This window comes from Defluviimonas sp. SAOS-178_SWC (assembly GCF_039830135.1).
Lineage (GTDB): Bacteria > Pseudomonadota > Alphaproteobacteria > Rhodobacterales > Rhodobacteraceae > Albidovulum.
In genome coordinates this window covers 2,394,544-2,411,560 of record NZ_CP156081.1, presented here as the reverse complement: position 1 = coordinate 2,411,560, position 17,017 = coordinate 2,394,544, and the positions used below count along the sequence as shown (strand labels likewise).

Below are 17,017 nucleotides of genomic sequence, written 5' to 3'. Positions count from 1 at the left end.
TCGCTTAGGTACTTAACAGTACCAAAACATACTTGACAGAATTTTCTTCCTCCATATCGTCAAGCCGAGGATGACGCATGGATCGCGCTCTGGGGCCGCGATCAGATCAACGGGCCGAAAAATCCGGCCGTCAGGAAGAGCGGGTCAGCGATGGGCGGAGTTGTAATTGTCGGGGCCGGGCAGGCGGGTGCCTCGCTGGCCATCAAGCTCAGGGCGTCGGGATACGAGGGGAAGCTAACTCTGATCGGCAATGAGGCAATGCCACCCTATCAAAGACCACCGCTGTCCAAATCATACCTGCTCGGCACGATGGCGCCAGATCGCCTGTTGTTACGCCCGGAAGGCTTTTACGCCGAGCAGGGTATCGAGCTGCGTCTCGGGGCGCCGGCGGAGGGAATCGATCGCGCTGCAAAGACGATCCGGGTCGAGGGTGAAGCTCTGCCCTACGGCCAGCTTGCACTTGCAACGGGGGCGGTTCCGCGCGCGCTTCCCGAGGCGATTGGGGGGGGGCTTGCAGGCGTCCATACGGTGCGCACCATCGCGGATATCGACGCGATGGCCCCCGAGTTCGTTCCGGGCCGACGTGTTCTGATCGTTGGCGGCGGCTATATCGGTCTTGAGGCCGCAGCGGTCGCGGCAAAACTTGGCCTTGCCGTCACGCTCATAGAGGCAGCACCGAGAATCCTGCAACGCGTGGCGGCGCCCGAGACATCCGCCTATTTTCGAGATCTGCACGCGCGGCATGGCGTGACGATCCTTGAAGGCGTTGGTCTTGACCATCTTTCGGGATCCCCGTCGGTCAGGATGGCCCGCCTTGCCGATGGGCGGGAGATTGCTGTCGATTTCGTCATAGTGGGTATCGGTGTTGTCCCGGCGACGGGACTGGCGGAAGAAGCGGGGCTCCGGGTCGAGAACGGGATATGGACGGATGAATTTGGACGGACCTCCGATGATTCAATCTGGGCCGCGGGCGACTGTGCATCATTCCCGATCGGCCAAGGGAGACTTAGACTGGAAAGTGTCGGCCACGCGATCGACCATGCCGAGAGCACAGCCAGAAACATGTTGGGGGCTGGTGCGCCATATGTCGCCAAACCCTGGTTCTGGTCCGACCAGTACGACACCAAGTTACAGATCGCCGGATTGAATGTCGGCTATGACCGGACCATCGTGCGTGAAGGGAAGGGCGACGCGCGCTCTGTCTGGTATTTCGCGGGCGATCGATTGCTGGCGCTCGACGCCATGAACGATCCTCGCGCCTATATGGTCGGAAAGCGCATCATTGATGCCGGACGCACCTTGCTACCGGAACTCGTGGCCGACGGGGGCAGAGACATCAAGGATCTTCTCTCACTTCAACAGGAGTGAATGGTCCACAATCCTCCGCGCCTCCGCTTTTCCGGTGGATCACCGCCGAGGCCGATCCCTGGATTCTCGCCTTGACGAGATTTCTCCGGAGCGCTATTTGTACTTTACGGTATGTTTTTATGACTTAAGGGTCTTATTGGGGTGTCAGCAAGTCTTGCCGGCCGCGTGTGGTGAGCCCGGTTTGCAGGACCACAGTGACGCCGTATTCGGATCAGGCGGGCCAAGGAGGAGTGCCGATTGTGACTTCGTCGTCAGTTCGTCGCATAGCTGTCGTCGGCGCGAGCGACCTCGGCTGTTCCTTCGCGCTCGCCGCGCGGCAGGCGGGGCATGACGTGACCCTTGTGGATGAGCACCCGCAAAGCCTGAAGCAGATGTCGCTGGATGCGCCGTATTTCTACGGCGCCGCCATCCCTGCCGCCGTTCTGAATGAAAACGCCATCGCGCAGGTGGTGCTGGAGTCGAATCCCGAGATCTTCGAGTGTTTCGAGGCCGAGGTTGACGTCCGGGTCGGCACCATCGCCTGGGGTGCTTTCCGGAATGCGCCGAACTCCGCCCATATCGGTACGCCCAAGCTCGGCCTCGTCTCTCAGGACAGCAACAAACTTCTGGAGCATGACGTTCTTGTGCTTGCGACGGGCGCGCGCGATTTCGTGCCCTCATTCGCCGGCTGGGATCTGCCGGGCGTGTTCGGCGTGAAGGCGGGTCTCGCGCTTCTGGACATCTACCAGTGCTACGAAGGCAAGCGGACGCTCGTTCTCGGGACGTCGCCGGAAGCGGTAAAGTTCACCCGATCTGCGCTCGCCGCCGGGGTGGAGATCGTCGGCATGGTCGAGCCGACGCAGCATTTTGCGGCCGGTCGGCTTGCGGCGGACGAAATCGCGGGTCTCGGCGTTCCCGTGCTCTACGGTCGGATCATCACCGCCGCAGAGGGTAAGACCGCTGTCAATGGGGCGCAGCTTGTGCCGACGAACGGTTCCGGCACGGTTGAAGGTTTGGACTGCGACACGATCTGTATCGCGATTGGCCGCCTGCCCAATATCGAACTGCCGGCCGCCATGGGGTGCCAGCTAAGGTTTGACGCCTCGGTTGGCTCATGGTTGCCCGAAACGGATGCAGGCGGAATGACCAGCGCGGCCGGCGTCTATTGGCTTTCGCGCTTCACAGGTGGCGAAGAACAGGTTCAGGCCATCCTCGCCAGTATCGGCGGAGACACGGTTGCACCTGCTGCTCCAGCGGAGAGCGTGGCGCGGGCGGACTATCTGCAGCTCTGGGTCGACACGCTCTTCCAGACGGGGGGCAGCAACGTGATGCTTTGCCAGTGCGAGGACGTGACGCGGGGGGCCTTCCTTGGTTTGGAGCCGCCCCGCTACCTTGATGGGCAGCTTCGGCACCCGCAGACACCGGTTACGGGCCGCTGCGGAGTGCCCCGCATCCATCAGGATCAGATGAAGCGCATGACACGGGTCGGCATGGGTCACTGTCAGGGCAAAAGGTGCCGCGATGAGGCCGCGCTTTTGCTGTCGACCCGCTTCGGGATCGGATTGGAGAGCATCCAGCCCGGAAGCTACCGCTTTCCGGTCCGGCCGCTCGACCTTGACCTGATCGCTGCGGGAGATGAGACGCCGGAGATGCGCGAGAATTGGCTTTACTGGCCGGCCGCGCCGGAAAACCTGTGACGTGTAGGGGGTCTATTTTGCAATCCGGGACGCCAGATGGAAAGCTTTGACGTAATCGTCGTCGGCGCGGGCATTGTCGGCCTCGCGACCGCCTATCACGCACAGAAATCCGGCGCACGCGTGCTCGTTCTCGACAAGGGCGCGACCGGCTATGAAGCGTCATCGCGCGCGACTGGCTATCTCAGCCTGCGGGGAGAAACACCCGAGGAATGCGCCCTTGCCCAGGTTGCAGAGAAGCTGTGGGACGAGCTGGACGAGGAATTGGGATATCCGACCGAGTGGACCCAGAAGGGCCGCCTCTGGGCGGCGATTGACGACGGCGAACTTGCCGAGCTCAAGGCGACCTTCCAGAGCTTTCAGGCCACCGATATCGGGTTCGAGTTCATCGACGCGAAAGCCTGCCGCGACCTTATCCCGGCGCTGACCGACAAGACCCTCGGCGGCATCTACACGCCGCGCGCCGGGCACGCCAACCCGCAGCGCACGACACAGGCCTTTGCTTGGGCATTCCTCGACCGGGGCGGGGAGATTCGGGAACATACGCCGGTTCTGTCGGTCCTGGAAAAGGGGGGCGCGGTCCATGGCGTCAGGACGACGCGGGGCGATATCCACGCTGGAACCGTCGTCCTTTGCGCGGCCTCCCATACGACGAAGCTGCTCGAGCCTTTGGGCATCGTCTTTCCGCTCGCGCCAGTGCGGCTTGAGGCGTTCGTCACCGCTCCGCTGCCGCCCCTCTTCGAGGAGGCGTTCATTGCCCACGGGCTCGCGGTGCGTCAGACCAGGCGCGGCAACATTCATGTCAATGGTGGCCCCTTCGAATGGATCGACGTGGATGTGACAGGCGAGCCGGCGAAACCGACCACTCCGCTCGTGCGCAACATCGCGCAGCGGCTGGTCGAGGTCTTTCCCGTCCTGAGGAAAGCGCAGATGCTGCGCTCATGGGCGGGGATCGTGGACATTACCCCGGACACGATGACCCTGATCCATTCCTTCGATACGCCACGCGGTCTTGTCGCCGCCTCGGCTTCAGGGCACGGCTTCGGTATGGCGCCGGCGATGGGGGTGGCCATCGCCGATCTCGCGCTGCAGGGGCGGACGGAACTTCCGATCGGCGATCTGACGCTCGACCGTTTCGCCAGCCTGCCGGGAGATTGGCGGCGGGCGTGGAACTGGCAGGCGGGCAATATCAATACATGATCGGCCGTAGCCGCGCGTCCGGGAAGAAGGGCGCGCGCCTAACTCAGTCTTCAAGAAGGGCGGTCGTGCGCTCCATCGTGTCGACGTATTCGGAAATCATGTCATAGACGACCTGCTTGACCGTCGTCGGTTCGGTGATCTGACCGACGATCTGGCCTGCGGAATAGGTCATCCAGTCCTTGCGATGCGCACGTTCGGCGCGTCGGAAGGGTTCGCCCGACAGGATCGACTGGAACGGAACGCCGAGCGGCTTGGGCGCATCGGCCCGCGCCCAGGCCTCGGTGAACTTGCTGCGGAGCGCCCGACAGGGCTTGCCGGTATAGCCGTAGGTCACGATGGCGTCCTCGGAACTTGCCGCATGCAGCACGTCGCGCAGGTCGGGATTGAGCTCACTTTCGACAGTGCCCAGCCAGATCGAGCCCGTCCACACCCCCTCCGCACCAAGCGCCAGCGCCGCCGCCATCTGGCGGCCGCGACCGATGCCTCCCGCCGCAAGTACTGGAACCGGCGCGACGGCATCCACGACTTCCGGTGTGAGCACCATCGTCGTGACGTTGCCAACATGGCCGCCCGCCTCGGCGCCCTGGGCAATGATCAGATCAACGCCAGCCTCGACCTGTTTTCGGGCATGCTTCGCCGATCCGATCATCGCGCCGAACTTGATGCCGGCGCCCTGGACACGCTGAATGACGTGCTGCGGGGCGAGCCCAAGCGCGCTGACCACCAGCTTGATCGGGTGCTGCATGGCGACATCGAGAAGCCGTTCGCTCACCTCGTTCGAAAAGCTGAGGTTGGAAGCGTAGTTACTGTACCAGTCCGCGACCTCGGTGTCCGGTAGCTCCGGGATGCCGTCATCGGTCATCAGCCCATTGATGAAGTCGATATGCGTCTGCGGCAGGACTTCTCGCGGGCTGGAGGAGAAGGTCACTGTCTGTGCTTTTGCGGCGAAGACCATATCGACGCCATAGGGCTTGGAGTCCACATGATCGTCGATCCAGGCGAGTTCCTGTTCCAGGTGCTCCGGCGTCATCCAGGCCGCGCCGAGGACGCCGAATCCTCCCGCTTTCGAGACGGCCGCCACGACATCGCGGCAGTGGCTGAAGGCGAAGATAGGGGCGTCTATGTCGAACATCTCGGTCAGCGCGGTCTTCACAATCCTGATCCTCTCGGCTTTCCCGGTTTCAGCGCGCTGCATACGGGTTAGAATATTTATGTACTTATGAGTATGATCTATCGACTTCAGGTGAAGGTCAAGCTGAAATGAATGTAACGGAACGCGGCTGACTGCTGAATATACTTGCGAGTATTAAAAAACACCTTATGGTATGTATGCGCTAGGAGAGGACGTCTCACATGTCTGAATTCGACGGAAAGATCATTCTGATCACCGGAGGCGAGACCGGAATCGGTCGAGCGTCGGTCGAGCATCTTGCGGCGCTGGGGGCTACGATTGTCATCGGCGGGATGCTGGGGGATCAGGGCGCGGCGACGGTTTCCGCGGTCGAGTCAGCCGGTGGTAAGGCCGAGTTCCACAAGGTCGATGTGCGCGATAGTGCGCAGGTCGATGCGTTCGTGGACGATGCGGTCGCGCGATACGGCCAGATCGACGGGCTGATCAACAACGCCGCCGTCTTCGATGGCTTCGCGTCCTGCCTCGATACCACCGATGCGCTGTGGAACCACGTCCTTGACGTGAACTTGCGCGGAACCTTCTTCGGCTGCCGCGCTGCGCTACGACATATGACGGCACGGAAGTCCGGCCGGATCGTCAACGTGTCTTCGGTTGGTGGTCTTGTCGGGGCGGCGGATGGCCCGGCCTACACGGCGTCCAAGCACGCAGTCATCGGGCTGACCAAGCAACTTGCCTGTGTCTATGCGCCCGAGGGCATCTCCATCAACTCGGTATGCCCGGGCGTCATCGCGACCGAGATCCGCAAGAATTCGCTGGAGCTTCTGGGCAAGGACGCCCCCAAAATGGGCGGGGTCGGGGCCGATCCCGATTGGTTGCCACGAAACGTCCCGATGGCGCGCAAGGCCGATCCGGGCGAGATTGCGAAGGTCATCCGCTTCCTCCTGAGCGATGATGCCTCCTATGTAACGGGGCAGGCTTACGCGGTCGACGGAGGGTGGACCGCCCGGTGAAAAGGGAGTGTCGCGCATGACGACGGTCTGCCTGACGTTCGATTTCGACGCCGTCTCACTCTGGTTCAGTTCGTTCAACCAGACCACGGCGACACCGATGTCGCGCGGCGTGTTCGGTGCGGAGGTAGGTCTGCCGCGAATGCTGAGCCTGCTCAGGCAGCATGACATTCCCGCGACGTTTTTTGTGCCCTCGCACACCGCCGTATCGTTCCCGGATGCGGTGAAGGCGATCGGGGACGCCGGCCATGAAATCGCGCTTCACGGATACTGCCACGAAGCTCCCGTAGGGCTGACGCGGGACGAGGAGGCGGATCTTCTCGACCGGGCCATCAACCGGCTGAGTGGTGCGGTCGGTCAAGGGTTCAGGCCGCTCGGCTACCGCTCGCCTGCCTTCGATCTGTCGTCGGACAGCGTGGCGCTTCTAGAAGAGCGCGGGCTGCTCTACGACAGCTCGATGATGGCGACCGATTTCATGCCCTACCGTGCCCGAAAGGGGCACGTTGTGGACGAAGAGGGCTTCGACCCCGGCCTGCCGTCGAAAGTAGTCGAAATCCCGGTTGCCTGGGAACTCGACGACTTCCCCTATTTCACGTTTCTCAATCGCCCCCTCTATTCTGGCCTGCGCGCACCCGACGAGGTCTTCGGCATTTGGCGGGACGAGTTCGACTTTTGTCATTCGCTTGGGGGTGGGGTCTTCACCCTCACTCTGCATCCACAGGTCATCGGGCGTGGGCCGCGACTGGCAATGCTTGGGCGTCTGATCGACCACATGAAGTCGCGGCCCGGTGTGTCGTTCAGCACGGTTGCCGAGGAAGCTTCAAGGCAAGACAAGCAACTGCCGCGTTAGTCAGGCACGCGTAGCAATCGGCCGGTGCAGGCTGTTCAGCAAAAGGGGATCAGAAAGCGATGGCCGTCAGCGAAGCAATCCAAACTGCCCCTGTTTATCAGGCCCTTGCTGAGGTCGTTGCCAAGCACCCCGCGAAGACTGCCATCGTTTTCGACGGCGAACAGATCAGCTACACGACCTTTCTGATTATGGTGGACCGGGCCGCCGCGCATTTTTCGCGTGCCGGGATCGGTCGTGGTGGGGTGGTGGCCGTCTGCTCACAAAACCGGCCGGAGATCATGTATGCCTACTATGCAGCGGCGAAACTGGGCGCCGTTCTGGTTCCGGTCAACGCCGCGCTGACTGCAGAAGAAGTGGCCTACGCGGTCGAGCACAGCGGCGCCAACGTCCTCTACTACGACGCGTCCATGACCGAAACGATCTGGGCTGCGGTGGATGAAGACCGCATCGAATTGATCGACGCATTAGCCGAACCGCTCGACGGTGAGCGCGAGATCACGGCCGCGGAGGTCCGTTCCGAGGACGATTTCCTGTTGATCTACACGTCGGGTTCGACCGGCGCGCCGAAAGCCGTGATGCTGAGCCAGGGCGGGCAGTGCGCTGCACCGGAAGCCCTCGCCCGGATGTGGGGGGTTGGCGCCGATGACGTAGTGCTTGTGGCCCTTCCACTCGGTTTCCTCTACGGTCTTTCGACCGGTTGTGCGGTCGCCTTTCAGTCGGGTGCAACGGTCGTGCTGCAACGCCGCTTCCATCCCGGTGAGGCGCTCGAAGGTTTCGTATCAGAGAATGCGACGGTATTTCAGGGGGTGCCGACGATGTACTCCATGATGCTCGAATATTGCGAACAACAGGACATTTTCTTTGACCTGTCCGGGATGCGCAGCCTGATCTGTGCGGGGGCGCCGCTTGGCCCCGAACTCGCCGCGCGCTTCAAGGACCGCTTCGGGAACGAGATACAGAACTACTACGCGATGACCGAGGCGACCCCGATCTTCGGTCGATACCGGGAAGACCCTGGGCCCGTTCCGGGGATGGCAATCGGAAAGGCCGCCCCCGGCGCGGAGATACGTATCCTCCGGCCAGACGGTACGGCCTGCGCGGATGGCGAGGAGGGCGAGATACTTGTGCGGGGGGCTTCGACGTTGACCCGCTATGTCGGGAATGAAGTGCTGACCCGCGAGTCTCTCGTCGATGGCTTCTTTAGATCAGGCGATCTTGGATATCGGGATGCGAACGGGTTCTATTTTCTCACCGGGCGGCTCAAGGATATCATCATTCGGGGGGGCGCAAACATTGCGCCCGCCGAGGTCGAGGCAGCCATTGAAACACATCCGGCGGTGCAAGCGGCTGCCGTGGTGGGCGCGGCCGACCGGATCTTTGGGGAGGTTCCGGTGGCATTTGTGGTTCTCGCGAGCGGTCGAACCGCGACAGCCGAAGAGCTTGAAGCGCATGCCGCGAAGCGCCTGGCAGCGTTCAAGGTGCCAAGACGCATCCTGTTCGAGAAGGCCTTCCCGCTCGGCGTGACCGGGAAGGTCGACAAGGCGAAGCTCAAGACCCGCCTCGCCGAACAAGCGAACTGACGAGGACGAGCCATGCACTTTTCGGACTATGCGGGATACGATGGGCTTGGCTTGGCCGAGCGTCTGCGGTCAGGGGACGTGAGCGCCGCGGAGTTGATGGACTGCGCCATCGCGCGCGCGGACGCGATCCAACCCGAACTCAATGCGATCTGCTATCCGCGCTACGAGGAGGCGCGAAAATGCGCGGCGACTGCAAAGCTGGAAGGCGCTTTCGGGGCCATACCGTTTCTCCTCAAGGATTCCGGTCTCGCCTCCACCTTCCTTGAAGGATCCGTGGGATCGCGGCTTTTCGCCGGAATGCGGTCATCGACAAACGCGACACTGACTGAGCGGTTCGAGGCGTCCGGCCTGCAGTCCTTCGCCCGAACAACTGTGCCGGAACTCTGCATGGCTCCGACGACCGAGGCTATCGCTAACAGTGGACCAACCCGTAACCCCTGGGACTTGAGCCGGTCCGCGGGCGGATCGTCAGGGGGGGCGGCGGTCGCTGTGGCCACTGGTGTCGTGCCCCTCGCGCATGGCAGCGACGGCGGCGGCTCCATCCGCATTCCGGCATCCTGTTGTGGCGTCTACGGACTCAAGCCGTCGCGGGGACTTGTCCCGTTCGGTCCGCATCGCGGAGAAGGGTGGGGCGGCCTTGCCGCAGATGGCGTGCTGTCCCGCACAGTGAGGGACACGGCGGCAGCGCTTGACGGAATTGCCGGTACGGACCTCGGTGCACCCTATGCCGCACCATCCAAGCCGCGCTCCTACCTCGCGGATCTCAGTCGCCCGTTCGACCGGCCGCAGAAGATCGTCCGATGGACCGAGGCCTGGGACGGGATCGGGATCGCGTCTGTCTGCCAGGTTGCGACGGACAGCGCGGCCGATAAGTTGCGTGCGCTCGGCCATGAGGTGGTCGATGCACCGCCTCCGGGAATCAAGTTCGCGAAATTCCTCGACGCGATGATCGACGTCATGGCCGCGAGCGTGACGCTGACCGTCAATGGCTACCTCCGGTCACATCCGAAGATCGTGGCGAGCGAAGCCCTTGAGCCCGCGATCCTCGACGCCTTCGAACGGGGCAAGAACATCAGCGCCGAAACCTACGGTCTGGCGATCAATCGCTTCCACGCGCTAGGGCGTACGCTTGCCTTCTACATGGAGGAGTACGATTTCATCCTGACGCCGACATTGACGCAGCCGCCGGTGCCGCTCGGACAGTTCTCCATGGCGGAGGACTTCGTCACCTTCCGGCGCAAGATTGGCAGCTACACGACGTTTCTCGCGATCATCAACGCATCGGGTCAGCCCGCGGCAAGTCTGCCGTTGCATCGAACCGATGCCGGGTTGCCGATCGGCATCCAGTTGATCGGTCGTTTCGGGGACGAATCTGGCCTTCTCAGGTTGTCCGCAGAACTCGAACGGGACGCACCCTGGGCCAATGTGAGGGCAGTTCCGTGATTGTATGGCCCGGATGATAGATACGGGGATCCATGGCCGGCATGGTCTCCCTCAATTCCGCCGAGAAGCAAATATTCTACGGCGCATATCAAAAAAATACTTTGCGGTATATAAAAAGACGATATAGTATATCAGGAAGCTGATCTTTCCGGTCGCTGCGAGGGAGCCGGGTGGACAGAAATCGTATGGAGTTCCCATGAAAGACCTGAAAGCGGCCGGTATCGGGCAAAACGCTAAATACTTCGACGACTTCAAGGTCGGAGAAGAGTGGCTTACGCCGCGAAGAACGATCACCGAGGCGGATATCGTCATGTTCTCGGGCCTGACCGGGGACTTCAATCCCATCCATACCGATGAGGAGTTCGCGAAGACCACGCAGTTCGGCGGCCGCATCTTTCAGGGGCCGGCAGCCTTCGCTGTCGCAACGGGACTGGAAAGCCGCCTCGGCATCAAGGAAGGCACCGCAATCGCCTTTCTCGGCATGAACTGGAACCTCAAAGCGCCGATCATGGCAGGGGACACGATCCACGTCTACCAGCGGGTCGAGTCTGTGCGCCCGACCTCGAAGGGCGGGCGCGGCATCGTCACCTTCTGGGTCGAGTTGCGCAACCATCGGGGCGAGGTCTGCCAGGACGGCGAATGGAAGGTGATGTTCGCCTGCCGGCCGGACGCGTGACCGGGGCGGCACAGATGATCACGCCTTTCAACCCGCTGAACGCCGATTGGCCGGGCGTGTCGCAGGGCACGATCCTGAAAGGTTCGGGCATTTTCTTGCTGACCGGTCACGTTGGAACCGATGCTGAAGGAGAGCCCGTCGTCACTTCCTTGGAAGACCAGATCACAGCCCTGTTCGAGAACCTGAAAGCAACGCTCTCGGCGGGCGGTCTCGGATTCGAACACCTGGGGCGTCTGACAGCCTATGTCACCGAGGGCGGCTCGGAGCTGATCGAGACCTATCGCAAGGTTAGGGCGCGCTATCTGAATGCGGACACTCCACCGGCAAGCGTCCTCGTCCAAGTCGTCGAGCTTTACGATCCACGGCTCAAGATCGAAGTCGAAGCCATCGGCGTGGTGCCTTGAGATGCCCGGCGAAAACCCTGCACGGTACGATGCCATCGTGGTAGGAGCAGGGCATAACGGCCTGACTTGCGCCGCGTACCTTGCCAAGGCTGGTCTGAAGGTCTGCGTGGTCGAGCAGCGGCCTTTCGTCGGGGGGGCGGCGATCACGCGCGAGGTATTTCCCGGCCACAAGGTGTCAGTCGCATCCTACTGGATGTCGCTCCTCCAGCCCAAGATCATGCGCGACCTCGACCTGCGTGCGAACGGGGTTGAGGTCATTCCGACGCCACCGACGTTTCAGCCCTTCGCCGACGGCCGTTCGATCGTCTTCTGGCCAGATCGTGCGCGTATGCAGGAAGAGCTGGCGCAGTTCTCCGAAAGCGACGCGGCTGCTTACGCTGACTACGAAGACCACATGATGCGGATTATCCCGTTGATCCGCCGTTTGATGTTCGAGACGCCCCTTGATCCCACGAACTTGACGCCGAAAAATCTCGCCAAAGCTGCCCGCTTGGCCTGGAAGATGCGTGACGCCCTGCCGCATTTCCACGATATCTGGGATCTGCTGACCCTGAGCGCCTGGGAGTTCCTGTCGCGCTGGTTCGAATCCGATCAGGTGCTGACGGTATTCGGGAGTTATGCCTCGGGCTCTGCCGGCATGCTCAGCCCCAAGAGCCCTGGTTCAGCCTATGTCCTCGCCCGCCCGTTCCTGCGCGATGGATCGACCGATCAGGGACCCGGAGGTCTCGTTCGAGGCGGGATGGGCGCGATTTCGGACGCGCTCTGCAAGGTGGCAAAGGCGAATGGCGCCGAGGTCATCACCGGACACGCCGTTGAACGTGTTCTCTTTGCAGACAAGGGCGTCGAGGGCGTCCGGCTGGACGATGGACGTGTGCTGAAAGCGCCCGTTGTCGTCTCAAATGCCGGTGCAAAGGCCACCTATTTCGGGCTGATCGGCAAGGATCGTATTGGCACGGACATCATCAAGCAGGTCGAGCGGCATCGCACGAAGTCGATCGCCTTCAAGATCAACCTGTCTACCAAGTCCCTGCCGCGCTGGACAGCCTATGATGCGCGCAGGCTGAACGACCGGGATCCCGGCGGGATCGTGCTTGCCGAGAACTCCGACGAACTCGAGGACGCGTTTCACTCCGCTTTGAGCGGAGAGATCGCGCCACGTCCCTATCTCTGGATCACGACACCCTCGGCCTTCGACCCGACCGTCGCGCCCGAGGGCAGGCATGTCGTGCAGATCATGGGCGGCCATGTGCCCTACAAGCTGCGCGGCAAGGACTGGGACGAAGCTACGAAGGCAGAACTTCTCGACATCGTCGTTCGGCAGATCTGCCGCTATGCGCCTGGATTCGAGAGCGAAGTGGTCGACGCGCAGATCCTGACGCCGCAGGACATCGAAGTTATGTTCGCCATGGCCGACGGGCACGTCCATCATGGCGAGATGAGCCTCGATCAGATCTTCTTCCGGCGGCCGATCGCGCATTATGCGGATTACCGCACGCCAGTCGCGAGCCTCTACATGTGCGGTGCTGCCTGCCATCCCGGCGGCGGTGTGACCGGTGTGCCGGGGCACAACGCGGCGCGTGAAATCCTTAAGGACCTCGGCCGAAAATTCCCCGCCGCGTCCGCGCGACTTTGACATGGGCCGGAGGGTCCCGGTCTAACTTCACAGGAGCCGTCCCTGATGCATGAGTCCTTCTCCGACGTCGAAAGGGAGATCGTCCGCACCGTGGAGCGCTTTGCCGAGGAACGCGTCCGTCCTCTTGTGGCTGGCTACGAGGCTAGTGGAACCTTCCCGGCGGATCTGGTCGATGAGATGGTGCAGCTGGGGCTTTTCGGTCTGGCGGTGCCAGAGGAATTCGGCGGGCTTGGCCTCCGCCTCACCGTCTTTGCCGCCGTCTTTGAAACGCTGGCGCGAGCGTGGACGACGTTGGCCGCTTACGCCAACAGTCACGCGACGGTCGCACATGCGATCGCCACATACGGGACCGAGGATCAGAAACGGCGCTATCTTCCCGGTCTGGCGACGGGGGAGCATCGGGGCGCGCTCTGCCTTAGCGAGCCGGACTGCGGTTCGGACCTGCAGGCAATTCGGGGCACGCTGGTTCCGGATGGTGAGGATTATCGACTGAATGCGTCGAAGACCTATGTCACAAACGGGCGGCGGGCGACATTGCTCCTGACGCTGGCGCGACATCCCCAAAGCGACGCAGCGGGAAAGCCGCGTTTCAGCCTCGCGATCGTGGAGAAGGCCTGCGACGGGGTCGAGGTCACGACGACGTTTCGCAAGATGGCCTTCGGGCAGGTCGATACCGTTCAGATCGAGATGAGCGCCGTTCCCATTTCGAGCCGCAATATTCTGGGCGGAGATACCGGGATCGGTTTTCGTCAATTAATGGATGCGCTGGAGGTCGGTCGCATCGCCATTGCGGCCAGTGCCGTCGGACTTGCTGCGAACGCAGTGGCCGAGGCCAGGAAGTTTGCTGCCGAGCGCCGGACCTTTGGCGTAGCGATCGACCAGCATCAGGCCATCCAGCTGAAGCTCGCCGATATGGCGACCCGTCTCGTCGCGGCGCGGTTGATCACGATGGAAGCCGCCCGCGAGAAGGAAACGGGGAAGCGCTGCGACATGATCGGTGCGATGGCCAAACTCTTCGCGTCCGAAGTGGCGGTCAAGATCGCGCAGGACGCCGTAAAGGTTCACGGCGGGGCCGGATACATCAAGGAATACGCCGTCGAGCGGCTTTATCGCGAGGCTCTGCTCTACACGATAGGCGAGGGAACGAACGACATTAACCGTTTGGTAATTGCCCGGCGGATCAAGGACGACGAACGCGGCATTTTGGGGCTGCCTTACTGATGGAGCGTGGGCAGTCGGCGCTGGTTGCGTCATGCCGACGAACCTTTCGCGCCAACGGGTCCGGTTAAGACAGGGCCTCCCGTCGGATTGCTCCCGATAAAAAACGACCAGAAGGTATGAATACTTGATGGTATCTTGACATACTATAGAGTACAATCGCCATGTGCCGGGTACGCCTGGCGCCACCAACAGGGAGGAACTAATGGGTTATTCAGGATCTCAGCTAGGTGGACTAGGTCACAGTCGCCTCAGTCGCCGCGGTGTGCTTAGGGGCGGGGCAGCGCTTGGGGCTGCGTCTCTGGGCGGGCTTCTGCTACCGAAGGCGGCGCGTGCCGAACCGAAGCGTGGCGGACATGCAATCTTTGCGATCGGGAAGGCTTCCACGACCGACTCATTCGATCCGGAAGTGACCTTGGCCCATTTTGGCGGCGTCCTGCGGGTGAGCGTACACGACACCCTGTTCGAGGTCGCCTCGGACGGCAAACTCGTGCCCAGCGTGGCGACCGGTGCCGAGGCCAATGAAAACGCTACTGAATGGCGCATGACAATCAAGAAGGGGATCACATTCCACAACGGCCAGACCCTGACACCTGAAGATGTGGTGAATTCCATCGCCATTCACTTGGGGCCGGATACGAAATCGCCGGTCAAGTCGACGATGACGGCACTCGAGAGCTATGCCGTCGACGGAGACGACGTTGTTTTCAAGCTGAATCAGCCAGACGCGGACTGGCCGGCAGTCTTCGCGGATTACAATCTTTCAATCATGCCCACCAAGGATGGCGTGGCAGACTGGCAATCGGGAATCGGCTGCGGCCCCTACAAGCTACTCGAGTTCGAGCCCGGCGCTGGTGCGAAACTCGAGCGAAACGAGAACGACCACCGTTCGGACCGCGGCTGGTTCGACAGTGTCGAATTGATCGCGGTGAATGATGGTGCAGCCCGCGTCAATGCGATACTTACTGGCGCAGCCCATGTCGTGGCCGAAGTCGATACAAGCGTAGCACAACGTGTGGGCACTGCACCCAACATCAAACTCGTTTCGCGTACCAGCCCCGGCTTCAACCTCTTCGACATGCAAACCGCGCAAGCACCCTTCAACGACAATAACGTTCGACTGGCGTTGAAATATGCGATCCAGCGCGACGAATTCGTCGACAAGATTCTGAACGGCTTCGGAACCGTGGCCAACGACAACCCGATCGGACCGAGCTACCGCTTCCACGACGCAAGTATCGAACAGCACAGCTACGATCCCGATCGCGCGCGCTACCATCTCAAGCAGGCAGGTCTCGACAGCATTAATGTGGAATTGAGTGTGTCAGATAGCGCTTTTGAAGGTTCGGTGAGTGCCGCGCAGCTTTACTCAGAATCCGCTAAGACTGCTGGGATCAATCTGGTGCCTAAGCGGGTTCCGGCAGATGGCTATTGGGCCGAAGTATGGGGCAAGGATCCGTTCTTCGCCTCCTACTGGACCGGTCGCCCGACAGAGGCGCTGATCATATCCCTTGCCTTCGGCACCGGGGCGGCATGGAACGCGACCAGTTTTTCAAGCGAACGCCTGGACAATATCGTTACACAAGCCAAGGGCGAGCGCGACGAAGCGAAGCGGGCAGAGCTTTATTCCGAAGCGCAACGCATCCTGACCGACGAAGGCCCCTCGATCATCCCGGCCTTCTACAATGTCGTCGATGCGGTGTCCGACAAGATTGGCACGCCGGAAGCGACCGCGTCGCCGTCGTCGCTCGACGGTCGCTACGCCGTCAGCCGTTGGTGGTTTAACTAGGGACCATCATGACCTGAGCGCGAAGAATTGCCAGGGTCCGCATGTATGGCCCTGGCAATTATGCGTTTGTTGACTGACGCTCCTCATCCGGCGCTGGGGACTGATCAGGCAAAGCCCTGCAATATCCGCTCGGCATGCTGACCGCCCCGACCGGGGGCATAGGTGAAGGCCACACCGGGCGGCGCGCTCCCGCCCCAGGACCGGTCATCGCGGGCGAGCGCCCAGAAGTATCCGGTCTTTGTCTTTTGCGCCCCCGGATCGAGCGCCGGCGCGCGGGTTTCGTCCATGAACAGCTTCGTCGATCGCTTCAGGTCGGCCATCAGCGCATCGAAGACGGGCCGGAGTTCGAAGGCGGCGCGGCCCACCCAGTCAGCCAGGGTCGACCGGTCCAGATCGACGCCCTGGCGGCTGTAGATTTGAGCCTGGCGATAGAGCGGCAGGTGGTCGGCGTATTTCGAGACCAACACATGCGCCACCGTCGCCTCGGTCGGCATGCCACCCGGGATCAGCCGCGCCGGTGCGGGTGCTTGCACAACGCCGTCGGTGCAGGACCGGCAGGCATATTTCGGGCGCCGCGTGACGATCACGCGGAACCGGGCGGGCACGATATCCAGCCGCTCCGACACGTCCTCGCCGATGCAATGCAGGCAACCGCCGCAGGCGCAGATCAGACTCTCGGGCTCGATCACCTCCTCGATGCGCGGAAGGTGTCCGGGCAACGATCCGCGATTGGTGGCGCGCGGTTTGGCCGGGCGCCTGGCGGCGCGGTCCTCGGCGTCCGCTTCGGCATGGATCACTGCGATGGCGGTTTCCAGATCCTCTAGCGCCAGCTCGAACTGGTCCGGATCGCTCTTCTCCGAGCGGCGCCCGAAGGCCGCCTGCCGGAACGCCGCGACGAGCTTCTCCAACCGCTCGATCCGTTCGTCCTTGCGCTGGTTGCGCGCCTCCGAGGCGATCAGCATCGCCTTCAAGGCAGCATTTTCTTCAAGCAGATCAGCGGTCTCGGACATGGCGCGGCTCTACCACACCCGCTTCGCCGCCGCC

13 protein-coding genes and 1 pseudogene are annotated in these 17,017 nt (G+C 62.1%); 12 read left to right on the top strand and 2 right to left on the bottom strand.

The window, feature by feature from the left end; all coding sequences use genetic code 11:
* Positions 1–150: 150 nt before the first annotated feature.
* The 3 genes from V5734_RS12610 (at position 151) to V5734_RS12600 (ending at position 4,241) form a co-directional block, all read left to right on the top strand.
* Positions 151–1,368, top strand: coding sequence for an NAD(P)/FAD-dependent oxidoreductase (locus tag V5734_RS12610; protein ID WP_347309994.1), 1,218 nt, complete (start codon positions 151–153; stop codon positions 1,366–1,368).
* Positions 1,369–1,607: 239 nt separating this feature from the next.
* Positions 1,608–3,044: an FAD-dependent oxidoreductase gene (locus tag V5734_RS12605; protein WP_347309993.1), complete on the top strand. Its 1,437-nt coding sequence runs from the start codon at positions 1,608–1,610 to the stop codon at positions 3,042–3,044.
* 36 nt (positions 3,045–3,080) lie between these two features.
* Complete coding sequence (locus V5734_RS12600) at positions 3,081–4,241, top strand: NAD(P)/FAD-dependent oxidoreductase (protein WP_432759624.1); 1,161 nt, start codon at positions 3,081–3,083, stop codon at positions 4,239–4,241.
* 43 nt (positions 4,242–4,284) lie between these two features.
* On the opposite strand, the gene V5734_RS12595 is transcribed toward V5734_RS12600, so the two are convergent.
* Positions 4,285–5,394, bottom strand: a complete 1,110-nt coding sequence (locus V5734_RS12595; RefSeq protein WP_347309992.1) for an NAD(P)H-dependent flavin oxidoreductase — start codon at positions 5,392–5,394, stop codon at positions 4,285–4,287.
* A gap of 200 nt (positions 5,395–5,594) precedes the next feature.
* Here V5734_RS12595 and V5734_RS12590 point away from each other — a divergent pair, with 200 nt between their 5' ends.
* The 9 genes from V5734_RS12590 (at position 5,595) to V5734_RS12550 (ending at position 15,973) form a co-directional block, all read left to right on the top strand.
* Positions 5,595–6,383, top strand: coding sequence for an SDR family NAD(P)-dependent oxidoreductase (locus tag V5734_RS12590; RefSeq protein WP_347309991.1), 789 nt, complete (start codon positions 5,595–5,597; stop codon positions 6,381–6,383).
* A gap of 16 nt (positions 6,384–6,399) precedes the next feature.
* Positions 6,400–7,230 (top strand): polysaccharide deacetylase family protein, encoded by an 831-nt coding sequence (locus V5734_RS12585; protein ID WP_347309990.1) that lies wholly within the window; start codon positions 6,400–6,402, stop codon positions 7,228–7,230.
* A 59-nt stretch (positions 7,231–7,289) separates the two neighbouring features.
* Positions 7,290–8,810 (top strand): class I adenylate-forming enzyme family protein, encoded by a 1,521-nt coding sequence (locus tag V5734_RS12580; protein WP_347309989.1) that lies wholly within the window; start codon positions 7,290–7,292, stop codon positions 8,808–8,810.
* A gap of 12 nt (positions 8,811–8,822) precedes the next feature.
* Positions 8,823–10,253 carry an amidase gene (locus tag V5734_RS12575; protein ID WP_347309988.1) on the top strand — a complete coding sequence of 477 codons (1,431 nt, stop codon included), beginning with the start codon at positions 8,823–8,825 and terminating at the stop codon, positions 10,251–10,253.
* A 196-nt stretch (positions 10,254–10,449) separates the two neighbouring features.
* Complete coding sequence (locus V5734_RS12570) at positions 10,450–10,929, top strand: MaoC/PaaZ C-terminal domain-containing protein (protein WP_347309987.1); 480 nt, start codon at positions 10,450–10,452, stop codon at positions 10,927–10,929.
* Positions 10,893–11,333 (top strand): RidA family protein, encoded by a 441-nt coding sequence (locus V5734_RS12565; RefSeq protein ID WP_347309986.1) that lies wholly within the window; start codon positions 10,893–10,895, stop codon positions 11,331–11,333. Before V5734_RS12570 ends, V5734_RS12565 begins: the two co-directional genes overlap by 37 nt.
* A 1-nt stretch (position 11,334) precedes the next feature.
* Positions 11,335–12,966, top strand: a complete 1,632-nt coding sequence (locus V5734_RS12560; RefSeq protein ID WP_347309985.1) for a phytoene desaturase family protein — start codon at positions 11,335–11,337, stop codon at positions 12,964–12,966.
* Between the two features lie 45 nt (positions 12,967–13,011).
* Positions 13,012–14,187, top strand: coding sequence for an acyl-CoA dehydrogenase family protein (locus V5734_RS12555; protein ID WP_347309984.1), 1,176 nt, complete (start codon positions 13,012–13,014; stop codon positions 14,185–14,187).
* Between the two features lie 412 nt (positions 14,188–14,599).
* Positions 14,600–15,973 carry an ABC transporter substrate-binding protein gene (locus V5734_RS12550; RefSeq protein ID WP_347309983.1) on the top strand — a complete coding sequence of 458 codons (1,374 nt, stop codon included), beginning with the start codon at positions 14,600–14,602 and terminating at the stop codon, positions 15,971–15,973.
* Positions 15,974–16,083: 110 nt separating this feature from the next.
* Here the strand turns inward: V5734_RS12550 and tnpC are convergent.
* A pseudogene (tnpC, locus tag V5734_RS12545) lies at positions 16,084–16,983 on the bottom strand (IS66 family transposase); the annotation flags it as partial.
* Between the last annotated feature and the right edge of the window lie 34 nt (positions 16,984–17,017).

What these genes read in the sequence shown, in the direction of transcription:
- V5734_RS12600 (WP_432759624.1), top strand. Translation starts at nt 3,081, where the DNA reads ATGGAAAGCTTTGACGTAATCGTCGTCGGCGCGGGCATTGTCGGCCTC.
- V5734_RS12560 (WP_347309985.1), top strand. Translation starts at nt 11,335, where the DNA reads ATGCCCGGCGAAAACCCTGCACGGTACGATGCCATCGTGGTAGGAGCA.
- V5734_RS12590 (WP_347309991.1), top strand. Translation starts at nt 5,595, where the DNA reads ATGTCTGAATTCGACGGAAAGATCATTCTGATCACCGGAGGCGAGACC.
- V5734_RS12580 (WP_347309989.1), top strand. Translation starts at nt 7,290, where the DNA reads ATGGCCGTCAGCGAAGCAATCCAAACTGCCCCTGTTTATCAGGCCCTT.
- V5734_RS12570 (WP_347309987.1), top strand. Translation starts at nt 10,450, where the DNA reads ATGAAAGACCTGAAAGCGGCCGGTATCGGGCAAAACGCTAAATACTTC.
- V5734_RS12585 (WP_347309990.1), top strand. Translation starts at nt 6,400, where the DNA reads ATGACGACGGTCTGCCTGACGTTCGATTTCGACGCCGTCTCACTCTGG.
- V5734_RS12610 (WP_347309994.1), top strand. Translation starts at nt 151, where the DNA reads ATGGGCGGAGTTGTAATTGTCGGGGCCGGGCAGGCGGGTGCCTCGCTG.
- V5734_RS12555 (WP_347309984.1), top strand. Translation starts at nt 13,012, where the DNA reads ATGCATGAGTCCTTCTCCGACGTCGAAAGGGAGATCGTCCGCACCGTG.
- V5734_RS12575 (WP_347309988.1), top strand. Translation starts at nt 8,823, where the DNA reads ATGCACTTTTCGGACTATGCGGGATACGATGGGCTTGGCTTGGCCGAG.
- V5734_RS12565 (WP_347309986.1), top strand. Translation starts at nt 10,893, where the DNA reads ATGGAAGGTGATGTTCGCCTGCCGGCCGGACGCGTGACCGGGGCGGCA.